The organism is Ruegeria hyattellae (assembly GCF_041537925.1).
In the GTDB taxonomy this organism is placed as follows: domain Bacteria; phylum Pseudomonadota; class Alphaproteobacteria; order Rhodobacterales; family Rhodobacteraceae; genus Ruegeria_C.
The window spans coordinates 633,837-647,699 of sequence record NZ_JBGOSH010000003.1 but is presented as its reverse complement, the minus strand read 5'-3'; the positions used below and the strand labels follow the sequence as shown (position 1 = coordinate 647,699).

Annotated in this window: 14 protein-coding genes; 11 read left to right on the top strand and 3 right to left on the bottom strand. The window is 61.4% G+C overall.

Annotated elements, in window-relative coordinates; translation table 11 throughout:
* Positions 1 to 3 precede the first annotated feature (3 nt).
* From AB1E33_RS10680 to rarD, 9 genes are all read left to right on the top strand, one after another.
* On the top strand, positions 4 to 573 hold the full coding sequence (locus tag AB1E33_RS10680) for a helix-turn-helix domain-containing protein (protein ID WP_372577241.1): 570 nt from the start codon (positions 4 to 6) through the stop codon (positions 571 to 573).
* On the top strand, positions 573 to 1,196 hold the full coding sequence (locus AB1E33_RS10675; protein WP_372577240.1) for a LysE family translocator: 624 nt from the start codon (positions 573 to 575) through the stop codon (positions 1,194 to 1,196). Before AB1E33_RS10680 ends, AB1E33_RS10675 begins: the two co-directional genes overlap by 1 nt.
* A 4-nt stretch (positions 1,197 to 1,200) precedes the next feature.
* Positions 1,201 to 1,581 carry a GFA family protein gene (locus AB1E33_RS10670; protein ID WP_372577239.1) on the top strand — a complete coding sequence of 127 codons (381 nt, stop codon included), beginning with the start codon at positions 1,201 to 1,203 and terminating at the stop codon, positions 1,579 to 1,581.
* Between the two features lie 15 nt (positions 1,582 to 1,596).
* Positions 1,597 to 4,047 (top strand): GcvT family protein, encoded by a 2,451-nt coding sequence (locus tag AB1E33_RS10665; RefSeq protein ID WP_372577238.1) that lies wholly within the window; start codon positions 1,597 to 1,599, stop codon positions 4,045 to 4,047.
* Positions 4,044 to 5,096 (top strand): alcohol dehydrogenase family protein, encoded by a 1,053-nt coding sequence (locus tag AB1E33_RS10660; RefSeq protein WP_372577237.1) that lies wholly within the window; start codon positions 4,044 to 4,046, stop codon positions 5,094 to 5,096. The genes AB1E33_RS10665 and AB1E33_RS10660 overlap by 4 nt, the downstream gene beginning before the upstream one ends.
* Complete coding sequence (locus AB1E33_RS10655) at positions 5,093 to 5,989, top strand: homocysteine S-methyltransferase family protein (RefSeq protein ID WP_372577236.1); 897 nt, start codon at positions 5,093 to 5,095, stop codon at positions 5,987 to 5,989. Before AB1E33_RS10660 ends, AB1E33_RS10655 begins: the two co-directional genes overlap by 4 nt.
* Positions 5,990 to 6,001: 12 nt before the next feature.
* On the top strand, positions 6,002 to 6,976 hold the full coding sequence (locus AB1E33_RS10650) for a GlxA family transcriptional regulator (protein WP_372577235.1): 975 nt from the start codon (positions 6,002 to 6,004) through the stop codon (positions 6,974 to 6,976).
* An 87-nt stretch (positions 6,977 to 7,063) separates the two neighbouring features.
* Positions 7,064 to 9,517 (top strand): GcvT family protein, encoded by a 2,454-nt coding sequence (locus tag AB1E33_RS10645; RefSeq protein ID WP_372577234.1) that lies wholly within the window; start codon positions 7,064 to 7,066, stop codon positions 9,515 to 9,517.
* Positions 9,518 to 9,775: 258 nt separating this feature from the next.
* Positions 9,776 to 10,681, top strand: coding sequence for an EamA family transporter RarD (rarD, locus tag AB1E33_RS10640; protein ID WP_372577233.1), 906 nt, complete (start codon positions 9,776 to 9,778; stop codon positions 10,679 to 10,681).
* Here the strand turns inward: rarD and AB1E33_RS10635 are convergent.
* Positions 10,660 to 11,334, bottom strand: a complete 675-nt coding sequence (locus AB1E33_RS10635) for an SGNH/GDSL hydrolase family protein (RefSeq protein ID WP_372577232.1) — start codon at positions 11,332 to 11,334, stop codon at positions 10,660 to 10,662. The genes rarD and AB1E33_RS10635 overlap by 22 nt on opposite strands.
* A gap of 38 nt (positions 11,335 to 11,372) precedes the next feature.
* Positions 11,373 to 11,783, bottom strand: a complete 411-nt coding sequence (locus AB1E33_RS10630) for a nuclear transport factor 2-like protein (RefSeq protein ID WP_372577231.1) — start codon at positions 11,781 to 11,783, stop codon at positions 11,373 to 11,375.
* A gap of 95 nt (positions 11,784 to 11,878) precedes the next feature.
* Here AB1E33_RS10630 and AB1E33_RS10625 point away from each other — a divergent pair, with 95 nt between their 5' ends.
* On the top strand, positions 11,879 to 12,526 hold the full coding sequence (locus tag AB1E33_RS10625; protein WP_372577230.1) for an RluA family pseudouridine synthase: 648 nt from the start codon (positions 11,879 to 11,881) through the stop codon (positions 12,524 to 12,526).
* A gap of 3 nt (positions 12,527 to 12,529) precedes the next feature.
* On the opposite strand, the gene AB1E33_RS10620 is transcribed toward AB1E33_RS10625, so the two are convergent.
* A complete protein-coding gene (locus AB1E33_RS10620) occupies positions 12,530 to 12,898 on the bottom strand; it encodes a winged helix-turn-helix transcriptional regulator (protein WP_372577229.1) in 369 nt (122 codons plus the stop codon).
* A 107-nt stretch (positions 12,899 to 13,005) separates the two neighbouring features.
* Between AB1E33_RS10620 and AB1E33_RS10615 the strand changes: the two genes are divergently transcribed.
* Entirely contained in the window at positions 13,006 to 13,782 is a 777-nt protein-coding gene (locus AB1E33_RS10615; protein WP_372577228.1) for a nuclear transport factor 2 family protein, read from the top strand.
* Positions 13,783 to 13,863: the final 81 nt, after the last annotated feature.

The window sequence follows — 13,863 nt, the reverse complement described above, 5'->3', positions numbered from 1 at the left end:
CAAGTGAACGATCAGGCCCCGCAGCGAGCGACATTGGGGGTCGATATCCGCGCCTTGCGCAAGGCGCGTGGTCTGACACTGTCCGACATTGCCACCAAGCTTGACCGTTCGGTAGGCTGGCTCAGCCAGGTTGAACGCGACATGTCTGAGCCGACCATTTCCGACTTGCGCCAGATCGCCGAATGCCTTGGTGTGCCGATGTCCATGCTCTTCGCCCATTCCGCCGCACCTGCCGACGAGCAGGGTTATATCGTGCGCGCCGGGTCGCGCCGACCGATGGGGTCGGGCGAAGAGGGGCTGATCGAAGAACTGCTCTCACCCGACCTGACCGATGAGTTCGAAATGGTGCATTCCACATTTCAACCGCATTCGCGCATGCAGACACCGGCAGATCGCCCGACCCAGGAGGTCGGCTATATGGTATCAGGGCAGCTCGATCTGACCATCGGTGCACGTCGTTTCACTGTCGGACCCGGAGACAGCTTTCGCATCAAGCAGGAAGTCTATCGCTGGTCCAATCCCTATGATGTCCCCGCCGTGGCCATCTGGGTCATTGCGCCGCCGGTGTACTGATGAGCATCGAGGCCTGGACCATATTCGCACTGTTCTGGGTGGTATTCGTGACCACACCGGGACCGAATGCGGTCAATTGCATATCGAACGGTATGAGCCTGCCTTTAGCCAAGGCCATGATCGGTGTGCTGGCGATCCTGACGCAGGCCAGCGCGTTTCTGATCCTGTCGGCGCTGGGCGTCACCGCGCTGATCGCCACCTCGCCCACCGGTTTCCTAGTTGCCAAGCTGATTGGCGCGGGGTTTCTGATCTGGCTCGGCATCCGGGGATGGATGAATGCGAGCAGGCCGGTGCCCGCTACGGAACGGCCCGCGCGCCACGTCTATCTGCACGCGCTGGCCATCGCCACCATCAACCCCAAAAGCGTTGCGGGTTATCTTGCGGCGTTTTCACAGTTCGTGCAGCCGGATGTGCCGATCTGGCAGCAGATGGGGGTCCTTATGCCCAGCGCGCTGGTCATCACAACGCTCAGCTACACCGGTTTCACCTTGCTGGGGGCCATCATGGGCCGGGCAGCGATGGGTGCGGTGTTCAACATCTGGGTGCGACGGGTCATGGCTGGTTGCTTCATCATCTACGGGCTTTTGTTGGGCACCAGCAACACGCCTGCAACGCGGGGATAGCGCAATGCACAAGGGGTCCTGCCTGTGCTGCCAGGTCGCATTCACCGTCGACGGAGCACTCGCGCCGCCCTCTGCCTGCCACTGCGGACAGTGCCGCAGGCAGTCGGGCCATCACTGGGCCTCGACCGAGACCCATCAGGACAATCTGAGCTTTACCGCCAGTGAGACGCTCGGCTGGTTCCGCGCCTCCGATACTGCAAAACGCGGGTTTTGCAGACAGTGCGGGTCGTTCCTCTTCTGGCAGCACAATGACGAGGACACGATCTCGATCTCCATGGGGGCGTTCGACACGCCTACCGGACTAGCCCTGAGCCGCCACATCTTCGTGGCGGACAAGGGCGACTATTATGACATCAAGGACGACCTGCCCCAACGGGCACAGTAAATGGGAACAAAGACAATGGCAGAAATTCCAAACAAGGCCCGCGTGGTCATCATCGGTGGCGGTGTAGTAGGGACCTCCTCTCTGTACCACCTTGCCAAGAAGGGCTGGACCGACTGCGTGTTGCTGGAAAAGAACGAGCTGACCGCCGGTTCGACCTGGCACGCTGCGGGTAACGTGCCGACCTTCTCGAATTCGTGGGCGATCATGAACATGCAGCGCTATTCGACCGAGCTGTATTCGCGTCTGGCGGAAGAGGTCGACTATCCGATGAATTACCACGTGTCGGGTTCGATCCGTCTCGCGCATAGCAAGGAACGGATGCAAGAATTCGAACACGCCATGGCCATGGGCCGCTATCAGGGTATCCCGATGGAGATGTGGACCCCGGAAGAGGCGAAAGAGCATTATCCCTTCCTTGAAACCCACGACCTTGAGGGGGCTCTCTATGACCCGACCGATGGCGACATCGACCCGGCGCAGCTGACGCAGGCGCTGGCCAAGGGGGCTCGCGATCTGGGGCAGAAGATCATTCGTTTCTGCCCGGCGACGGGTGTGACGCAGCATGACGATGGCACATGGACCGTGCACACCGATAAGGGTGATATCAACTGCGACTACGTCGTGAACGCCGCAGGTTATTATGCGCAGCGTGTGGGCGAGATGTTCAAGCCGTTCGGTGGTCGCACCGTGCCCGCAATGGTGATGAGCCACCAGTACCTGCTGACCGACGAAGTGCCCGAGGTCGAGGCGTGGTCCAAGGAGAACGGGGGCAAGAAACTGCCGCTGCTGCGCGATGTGGATATCTCTTACTACTTGCGGCAGGAAAAGAACGGCTTCAACCTCGGCCCCTACGAGCCCAACTGCAAGGGCCACTGGATGACCGAGGACGACCCGATGCCACAGGACTTCTCGTTCCAGCTTTGGAATGACGATCTGGACCGGATCGAGGATATCGTCACCGACGCGATGGACCGGGTGCCGCTGATGGCGACATCCGGTGTTGGTCGCGTCATCAACGGTCCGATTCCCTACGCGCCCGATGGCCTGCCACTGATCGGCCCGATGCCGGGTGTGACAAACGCGTTCGAGGCGCATACTTTCACCTTCGGCATCGCGCAAGGTGGCGGTGCCGGCAAGGTGCTGGCAGAATGGATCGTCGATGGCCACACCGAATGGGACATGTGGGCCGTCGATCCGCGCCGTTACACCGATTACACCGATCAGGATTACTGCAACCAGAAGGGCATGGAGGTCTATGGCAACGAATACGCCATGCACTTCCCCCATCACGAATGGCCTGCGGCGCGCGATAAGAAACTCTCGCCCGTGCATGACAAGATCAGGGATCTGGGCGGCGTCATGGGGGCATATAACGGCTGGGAACGCGCCAACTGGTTCGCGCAGCCGGGCGATGATACCTCACTCGAGGCGACCCATACCTGGGGCAGATCGGGCCCGTGGGAACAGCGGATAAAAGAGGAATGCGAGGCGGTGCGCGACCATTGCGGCGTGCTCGACCTGCCCGGATTCTCGCGCTTCATGGTCAAGGGCGAAGGCGCGGCCGAGACGCTGCGTGGGCTGATCACCGGCGGGCTGCCGAAAGTGGGCCGGATGAACCTGGTCTATGTCTCGGACGACCGCGGTCGTATCCTGACGGAGATGTCCTGTGTCCGGATGGGCGAGGACGATTTTATGATGATCACGGCGGCCACGGCGCAGTGGCATGACCGCGACATGCTGAGGGGCGCGATGCCCGCCAGCGTCATGGTCGAAGACGTCACCACCACCCGTGATACGCTGATCGTGACCGGCCCGAAATCGCGCGAGATTCTGTCGGGCCTGACCGATGCCGACCTGTCCTCTGGCTGGCTGACCCATCAATCCACCACTGTCGCAGGGCAGCCCGCCTATCTGATCCGGGTCTCCTTTGCAGGTGAGCTGGGCTGGGAAGTGCATGCGCTGAATGCCGATATGCCCGCGATATATGACGCGATCATCAATGCCGGGGCAAAACCCTTTGGCATGTATGCGCTGAACTCCTTGCGCATCGAAAAGGGCTACCGCGCATGGAAGGGCGATCTGTCGACCGACTACTCGCTGCTGGAAGGCGCGCTGGGCCGGTTCGTCAAGCTCGACAAGCCGCAGGACTTCCCCGGCAAGGCCGCAATCCTGAACGAGAAACAGCAGGGCGTGAAAAAGGCCTTTGTCACCATGACAGTAGATGCCGGTGATTGCGATGCGCCCTACATGTCCTGCATCTGGCAGAATGGCGAGATTGTTGGAGAAACCACCTCCGGCGCCTGGGGCTATCGGGTCGGGAAGTCCATTGCGCTGGGCATGATCAAGGCCGAGCTCGCAAATCCGGGGACCGAGCTGGAGGTTGAAATCTACGGCCAGAAATGCCGGGCCGTGGTACAGGAAGATCAGCCACTCTGGGATCCTGAGAACGAAAGACTGCGTGCATGACGCTGCCCGCGACCATGTCCGGCGTTTACCTGACCCGCCACGGCGGGCCAGAGGCGCTGGAGTGGCGTGACGACATACCTGTTCCGGTCCCCGGACCGGGGCAGGTGCTGGTTCGGGTGGCCGCCGCCGGTGTCAACAACACCGATATCAACACGCGGATCGGCTGGTATTCTCCGGATGTCAAAACGGCCACCGATGCGGTCGACAACCAGGTCGAGGCAGGAGGGTGGGGCGGTGCGCTTGCCTTCCCGCGCATTCAGGGAGGTGATCTCTGCGGCATTGTCGAACAGGTCGGGCCGGGCGCCGGTTTTGAATCCGGTCAGCGCCTCACCTGTCCGATCAACCTGCCACGCCCGCGCCCCGGAGCGCCGCAAGGTTTCATCGCGCTGGGTTCCGAGATTGATGGGGCCTTCGCGCAATATTGTCTTGTGCAGGCCGATGACCTGTATGACGTGACCGCCTCGCCGCTCTCGGATATCGACATTGCCGCCATTCCTTGCGCCTTCGGCACCGCGGAGAATCTGCTGACACGGGCGGGCGTCACCGCTGGCCACGAGGTGCTGATCACCGGAGCCTCTGGCGGTGTCGGTTTGGCCGCCGTGCAACTGGCCGCCCTGCGCAGTGCGCGTGTTTCGGGAGTGACCGGCGCGGCCAAGGCAGAGGTTGTCAGGGCGCAGGGCGCGGCGGGAACCTACGACCGCGACGCTCCGCTGCCGAGCGATCGTTTCGACGTGGTCATCGACGTGGTGGGCGGCCCCAACTGGCCGGGCCTGATCCGGGCGTTGAAACCCGGCGGTCATTATGCCGTGTCGGGTGCGATCGCGGGCCCGATGGTCGAGGCCGACCTGCGCGAGATTTACCTGCGTGACATCACCATCCATGGCTGCACCCATCAGCCGCCCGAAGTGTTCGGGCGTCTCGTCGCCCTGATGAACGCGGGCAGAATCAAGCCGCTGGTTTCGAAGACCTATCCGCTGCGAGAGATCGCCCGCGCGCAGGCGGATTTTCAGGCCAAGATTCATCCCGGCAAACTGGTGCTGATCCCATGACGGAAATCACGCTCCTGGATGGTTCGATCGGGCAGGAACTGGTCAAACGCAGCGGCGATCGCGCGACGCCGCTCTGGTCGACGCAGGTGATGATCGACCACCCGGATCTGGTGAGCGACGTGCATACCGACTATTTTCGGGCTGGGGCGACGATTGCCTCCACCAATAGCTACGCGCTGCATCGGAACCGGCTGGAGCGTGTGGCGCTTGAGGCGGAACTGCTGCATCTGGTCGATACGGCGCTTGCCCAGGCAAAAGCGGCGCGCGATGCCCATGGGTCGGGCCGGATCGCGGGTGTGCTGGGGCCGCTGCTGGCCTCCTACCGTCCGGATCTGCACCCGCCTTTGGACTTAGCGACAGCGAGATATGGTGAGCTGGTGGCGCGAATGCGCGATCATGTGGACCTGTTTTTGATCGAAACGGTTTCGTCGCTGCTCGAAGCAGAAGGCGCGCTGGCGGGCACCGATGGCTGCGGCAAACCGGTCTGGCTGGCGCTGACCGTGATGGATGAGGATGGCAGCTGTCTTCGTTCGGGCGAGGCACTGGCAGACATCGCTCCGCTTGTCGCGCGGTTTGACCCTGACGCCCTGCTGATCAACTGCTCGCGCCCCGAGGCCATTCCCGTGGCCCTCGACCGGATCAAGGGTTTTAAAAAACCGTTTGGCGCGTATGCCAACGGGTTCACCCGGATTACAGAGGCGTTTCTGGCGGATGCGCCCACGGTCGACGCGCTGGAGCAGCGGCAGGATCTGGGGCCTGCCACTTATGCCGATCACGCCATGGGCTGGCTCGACCAGGGGGCCACGATCGTCGGCGGCTGTTGCGAGGTTGGCCCCGCCCATATCGCCGAGCTGGCGCGCAGGCTGCGCGCCGCGGGCCATCACATCGTCTAGGGGTGGCAGGGCATGGCGCGAAATTCCGGACCACAGCCGCGTAACATCCATTTCGACGTGATCGTCGCGGATGGGTTTGTTCTGACCGAGGTTGCCGGTGTAGTCGATGTGATCCGCACGGCGAACCGGGTGTTTCCCAAGACGCAGTTTTCGTGGCAGTACCGGTCGCGTGGAGGCGGGCCGGTGGCCTGCCGGGCGGGCGCGACGGTCGAGACCCAGAAGCTCGATCGCAATGCTGCTGCCGACTATGTCTTCGTGATCGGCAATGCCGATCCCGATCTCCCCGACCTGTCGCTGGGCCGCATGGTGCAGGACTATACCTATCGCGGCGCTCAGGTGTTTCTGCTGGCCGAGGCCGCAACCCGCTATATCCGCGATTTCGGCGGCCAGTCGGGGCAGCATACGACCCATTGGGAAAATTCCTTTATCTTGCGCGAACGGATGGAGCCGCTGGAGGCGCGCCATGCGCTGGCATCGCAGGTGGGGCAGGTGGTGACCTGTGCCGGAATGGGGTCGACCATCGACGTGACGCTGGAACTGATCGGGCGGCACATGTCGAGTGCGGCGATGATGACTGTGTCTGACATCTTTCTGCACGAACGCGTTCGCGACTATGCCTCGCCGCAGCCCTATTCGGGGATCAAATCCACCACTACCGGCGACGAGAAACTGGACCAATGCATCAAGATCATGCAGGCCAATATCGAAGAGCCGGTCGCGATCCACGAATTGGTGGGCACGCTTGGCCTGTCCAACCGGTCTCTGGAGCGCAAGTTCAAGACTTTTCTGGGCACCACGCCGAATGGCTTCTACCGCGAGATGCGCCTGACCAAGGCCAACAACCTGCTTCTCAACACCACGCTGAGCATTCGCGAGGTCGGTCTGGCCTGCGGTTTCCCGAACGGCTTCTCGGGCATCTACAAGAGCTTTTTCGGCGTCACCCCGTTTGCGGTCCGCCGCCGCAGGCGGGTGCCGGATCATCCCTGATTTCCGGCAAGCCGTGACGCTTTTCGCAGATTTCCCGCCGCATATCCGTGGCAAGACAGGCGCAACGGCAGAATCGGAGGTAAAACCATGGCAGATCTTCCCGGCAAGGCGCGCGTTGTCATCATCGGTGGGGGCGTGATCGGATGTTCGGTCGCCTATCACCTGACCAAGAAGGGCTGGAGCGACGTTGTGCTGCTGGAACGCAAGCAGCTCACATCCGGCACCACATGGCACGCCGCCGGTCTGATTGCGCAGCTGCGCGCGACCGCCAACATGACCAAGCTCGCGAAGTACAGCCAGGAGCTTTATGGCTCGCTTGAGCAAGAGACAGGCGTTGCCACCGGCTTCAAGCGCTGCGGCTCGATCACCGTGGCGCTGACCGAAGAGCGCCGCGAAGAGATCTATCGTCAGGCCGCCATGGCGCGGGCGTTTGGTGTCGAGGTGGAAGAGATCTCGAACGAGCGAGTGCAGGAACTGTACCCGCATATCAATCTCGAAGACGTCAAGGGTGCGGTTTATCTGCCCTTGGACGGGCAGGGCGATCCGGCCAATATCGCACTGGCTTTGGCCAAGGGCGCGCGCCAAGGCGGCGCTGTCGTCAAGGAGCGCACCAAGGTCACTGAGATCGTCAAACAGGGCCGCAAGGTGACCGGTGTCGACTGGGTCTCGGATGATGGCAAGGACTCAGGCCATATCGAATGTGACATGGTGGTGAACTGCGCGGGGATGTGGGGTCACGAAGTGGGCCGCATGTCGGGTGTGAACGTACCGCTGCATGCGTGCGAGCACTTCTACATCGTCACTGAGAATATCGATGGCATGACCCAGTTGCCGGTGCTGCGGGTGCCGGATGAATGCGCCTATTACAAGGAAGACGCGGGTAAAATCCTGCTGGGCGCGTTTGAGCCCAATGCCAAACCTTGGGCCATGAACGGCATTCCCGAGACGTTCGAATTTGACCAGCTGCCCGAGGATTTCGACCATTTCGAACCAATCCTCGAGGCCGCCTGTAACCGTGTGCCATTGCTGGCCGAGGCGGGAATTCACACCTTCTTCAACGGGCCGGAAAGCTTCACGCCCGACGATGCCTATCACCTTGGTCTTGCGCCTGAGATGGACAATGTCTGGGTCGCGGCCGGGTTCAACTCGATCGGTATCCAATCCGCCGGTGGCGCCGGTATGGCGCTGGCCGAATGGATGGATGGCGGCGAGAAACCTTTCGATCTGGGCGATGTCGATATCAGCCGGATGCAGCCGTTTCAGGGCAACAAAAAATATTTGTTCGAGCGTTCAAAGGAAACGCTGGGCCTGCTTTATGCCGACCACTACCCCTATCGCCAGAAGGCCACCGCGCGCGGTGTGCGCCGGACACCGTTCCATCACCACCTGCTGGAACAAGGCGCGGTGATGGGCGAGTTGGCAGGATGGGAACGCGCCAACTGGTTCGCAAACCCGGGGCAGGAGCGGGAATACCAGTATAGCTGGAAACGCCAGAACTGGTTTAATAACTCCGCCGCTGAACATCGCGCAATACGCGAGAATGTCGGCATGTATGACATGTCCTCCTTCGGCAAGATCCGAGTCGAGGGGCCGGATGCCGAGGCGTTCATGAACTATGTCGGCGGTGGAGACTATTCGGTGCCGACCGGTAAGATCGTCTATACCCAATTCCTCAACCGCACCGGCGGGATCGAGGCGGATGTAACCGTCACGCGGCTGAGTGAGCTGGCCTATCTGGTCGTCACACCTGCCGCCACACGTCTGGCCGATCAGACCTGGATGGAACGCCACAAGGGCGACTTCAACGTGGTCATCACTGATGTCACTGCAGGCGAAGGCGTACTGGCGGTGATGGGCCCGAACGCGCGTGCGCTGCTGCAAAAGGTCTCGCCCGCCGATTTCTCGAACGAGGTGAACCCCTTCGGTACCGCGCAAGAGATCGAGATCGGCATGGGCATTGCCCGCGTCCACCGCGTGACTTACGTGGGCGAGCTGGGATGGGAGGTCTATGTGTCCTCCGACATGGCCGGGCATGTGTTTGAAACCTTGCATGAGGCCGGGCAGGACATGGATCTGAAGCTTTGCGGGATGCACATGATGGACAGTGCGCGGATCGAAAAGGGTTTCCGCCATTTCGGCCATGACATCACCTGCGAGGATCACGTGGTTGATGCCGGTTTGGGGTTTGCGGTCAAGGTCAACAAACCCGCCGACTTCATCGGCAAGCAGGCGGTGATCGAACGTAAAGAGAACGGCCCCAAGAACCGGCTTGTCCAGTTCAAACTGACCGATGCCGAGCCGCTCTTGTTCCACAACGAACCCATCCTCCGCGATGGCGAATATGTGGGCTACCTCAGTTCCGGCAATTACGGCCACACACTGGGGGCCGCTGTCGGTCTGGGCTATGTGCCCTGCGAGGGCGAAAAGGCGGCGGACGTGCTGGCATCGACCTACGAGATCGACGTGTGCGGCGTGAAAGTAAAGGCCGAAGCCTCGCTTAAACCGATGTATGACCCCAAATCGGAGCGCGTGAAGGCCTGAATGGTTATGTTGGGGGCACCGCCCCCGACATCCACGGGGGTATTTGGAGCCGGATGAATGCAGGATCCCTTGTTCATCTGGCCAAAAAATACCCCGTAGCGCGAGGCGGCGCATCGCAATTGCGCGACCCGCGCCAACTGCGCCACTCAGGGGCGTCGCGATCCATCACCATCCGTGATGAGCTTTCGCACTGAGATGAGTGTTTCCTTTGACCCGTGACCTGACCTAAACACTGCTGGTATCATCCGGAGACCCGCCATGTTATCGACAGTATCTCCTATCGACGACGCCGACACGCCAAAGGGTTTGACCCTTGCGGTTACCGCCTATGTGCTGTGGGGGTTCCTGCCGCTTTACATGAAGCTCATGGCGCATATTCCCCCGGTTGAGATCGTCGCCCATCGTATCATCTGGTCAGTGCCAGTTGCGGGGCTGCTGCTGGTGGCGCTGGGGCGCACCCGCGACCTGAAGGCGGCGTTGGGCAATCCGCGGATGTTGGGCATGGCCTGCCTGACTGCGACGCTGATTTCGGTCAACTGGGTGATTTATGTCTGGGCGATTGCCAGTGGCAATGCGCTGGACGCCGCACTTGGCTACTACATCAACCCGCTGTTCAGCATCGCTCTGGCTGCGTTGCTGCTGCGCGAGCCGCTGACCCGCACGCAATGGGCTGCCGTGTTGTTGGCTGCATTGGGCGTGGCGGTGCTGGTTTTCGAGGCGGGTCAATTGCCCTGGGCGGCGCTGGGCCTGACGGTGAGTTGGGGCTTTTATGCGTTTTTCAAGAAGTCCCTGCCCATCGGTCCCAATCAGGGTTTCCTGCTTGAGGTACTGATCCTGCTGGTCCCGGCGTTGGCCTATGCCACATGGCTGGGGGCTGCGGGAACAGGACATTTTGGCGTGTTGAGCACCGACACTTCTCTGCTGCTCGGGGCGGGTCTGGTAACGGCGGTACCGCTTCTGGTTTATGCGAACGGGGCCAAGCTGGTGCGGCTCTCGACCATCGGCATCCTGCAATACATTGCGCCGACGATGATCTTTCTCACGGCGGTTTTTGTGTTTGGCGAAAAGATGGACACGGCTCGGATCATTGCCTTTCCGCTGATCTGGTCAGCGCTGGTAGTTTATTCAGTGTCACTGGTCCGTCAGATGCGTGCACGGACCTGATCGCGGATCACCTGCAGGATCTGCTTGGCCCAGAGGTCGTAAAGCAGCGCGCCGGGGTGATAGCCGTCGGGAGCTGCCAGCGCCGGATCATCCGGCAGATCAGTCGACAGGTGATGCGCCTGCGGAAATTTCCCTGCGACCTCCTGCAACCCTGCATCCAGCCGGGCCGCCTGCTGGCCCAGCACCCAGGCGAGCGGTTGTGGCAGAGCGGGGAACCGTTCCATTTGCGGCACGCCCGAAACCACGATACAGCGCGCCTGCAACGGGCCAGTCAGCTGCGCCAGAAGCGCGCGCTGCTGCGCCATGAACTGGGCGCGACTGCGCCCGCGCGTCACATCATTGACCCCCAATGCCGTGACCGCCACGTCAAACGGGTCCTCGACCTGGCGCAGGCGGTTCAGCGTGTCGCGTGTGGTGTTGCCGGTGGCGGCCTCCAACCGCCAGTCGACGGTGAAATCATGCGCAAGCCCTGCCACAATCGCCCCCGACAGCGCCTGATCCTGTGTCGCCACACCCACCCCTGCAGCCGAGCTGTCGCCTGCAATCAGCACCCGCAGCAGAGGGCCAGAGCCGGCGCGACCCGTGCGCGCGCCCACTGGCTCCGGCAGCAATTGCGCCTTGCGCCGCACCATGAAACCTTGCGCCAGAAGCACGGGCAGCAGCGGCAGGCGCAGGATCTGGTCTGACGCGATCAGGACAGCGCCTCGCGGAATTTCAGGAACCGCGCGTCTGTGCTCACCCGGGCATTCATCGCCTCGCGCAGGGCACCGATGGTCTTGTAGGGGCGCATGACCACCTCAAACTCCTGCACAAACCCGTCTTCGTTCAACGTGATCAGGTCGACGCCAATCGCGTCCAAATCTCCGACCTTGCATTGAAACTCCATCGCCCAGTCTTTGCCCTCGCCCATGATCCGGCGGTACCGAAAGTCGGAAAATATCTGGCCGACATGCCCCAGTATTGCCGCCACAGGCGCGCGGCCCGTCCAGATCTTGTAATAAGTCGGGGGCTGGAAGTGGACATCTTCAGCCAGTATTTCGGCAATCAGGGTTTCGTCGCCCTTGGCGACGATCTCCTGCAATCTGGGGATGGTTGGGTGCATGATCTTTCCTTCCCTTGCCGCAAAAGTCGTGGATGCGGCCGCAATGGGCAAGTGCGACGTTGCGGGAGTCTTGGCGCTGCGATAGGCAGGCGCGCATGTCCGAGAGTTATGACCCCCCGCAAACCCCGCTTGATGTGTTGCATGAAGACGCGCAACTGATCGTCGTCAACAAGCCACCTGGCCTGCTGTCGGTGCCGGGAAAGGGTGCGCTTCTGGCCGATTGCCTGCTGACGCGGGTGCAGGCGGCTTTTCCGCAGGCGCTTCTGGTGCATCGGCTGGATCGGGACACCTCTGGGGTCATGGTCTTTGCCCAGACGCCCCATGCGCAGCGCCATCTGGGCCTGCAGTTCGAAAAGCGCCAGACGCGCAAGACCTATGTGGCGCGGGTCTGGGGGCTGGTGCAGCCCAAAACCGGCACCGTGGATCTGCCGCTGATCGTCGACTGGCCCAACCGCCCGAAACAGATGGTCTGTCACGAGACGGGCAAGACCGCCGTGACCGACTGGCGCGTGCTGCGTCATGACGGCGAGACCACGCGCTTGCGTCTGATGCCCAAAACCGGGCGCTCGCATCAACTCAGGGTGCATATGTTGGCGCTGGGTCACCCGATACTGGGCGATCCGTTCTACGCCACCGGCGCGGCGCGGGACCATGAGCGGCTGATGCTGCATTCCGAAGAGTTGCGTCTGAAGAACCCTGAAGGCGGTGTGTCGATGAAATTTCGCGCCAATCCAGATTTCTAAGAGCTATTTCTGTTCCCAGCTTTCGCGCGAGGCCAGAACCGTCTCGCGCCGCTCTGATGCCCAGCGGACCAGCGGCATGTAGTGCTGGACAAATTCCGCCCCCAATCCCGTCAGTTCATAATGCACTTCGATCGGCGGGCCGGGGATGACGGTGCGGGTCAGATAGCCGTCGCGCTCCAGCGCGCGCAGGTTCTCGGTCAGTACGCGCTGGGTAATATCGCCCACGCCGCGCTTGATTTCGGAAAACCGTAGGGACCCGCCTTGCAGCGAAAGCAGGATCAGCGAACTCCATTTTCCCATCACAGTGGTCAGGATCGCGCGGATCGGGCAAAGCCCGCTTTCGTCCTTTTCAGTATTGATGGTCAGCGGCATTGCGGTTCCTCTCAGGATACCAGGTATGGATTTAGTGCGTAATTGACACCAGGTTCCAAATTAATACCTCTATGCGGCATCCAATTCAACTCTCGCAGGAGACCGCAATGACCCCCAAGGAACTCGTACTGCAAGCCGTGTCTGCACTATTCATCGATTTCGATCCCGAGGCTGCCAAAAAGCTGCTCGCACCCGACTATATCCAGCACAATCCCGCCGTTCCCACTGGTGCTGCGGCGATCATCGGCTTCATCCCGGCGCTGCAAGAAAGCGGCGTGACCGCGACCATCCACCGGGTGATTGCCGAAGGTGATCTGGTGGTGCTGCACACCACTTATGACAATGCGCAGGCGTTCGGGGCCGAGACGCTGGTCGCGTTCGATATCTTCCGAGTCGAGGACGGCAAGGTCGTCGAGCATTGGGACAATCTGCAACCGGCAGTCCCCGCCTCAGAGACCGCCAATGGCAATTCCATGACCGATGGCGCGACCGAAGTAACCGATCTGGACAAAACAACCGAGAATAAGGCGCTGGTCGAAGGCTTTGTTCGCGATGTCCTGAACGGCGCCGCCTCGGAGCGGATCACCGACTATGTCTCCACCGAGACATATACTCAGCACAACCCGCTGGTCGGGAACGGTCTTGATGGGCTGGCCGCTGCGCTGGCGGCGATGGCCGAGGCAGGGCAGGTGATGGCCTATACCAACACGCCGATCGTCGTGGCCGAGGGCAATTTCGTCTTCATCGCCTCCGAAGGCGTTCTGGGAGAGACACCCACCGCGTTCTTCGATCTGTTTCGGATCGAGAATGGCAAGATCGTAGAACACTGGGATACGTTGTCCGAGATCCCTTCTGAGATGGCGCATGAGAACGGCAAGTTCTAAGTGGGTCCGCATGGCCTGATCTTCGGGCGCATTCTTGACAAACATGACCTGTGGGCCTTACGAGGGCCACAGGTTCGGGTA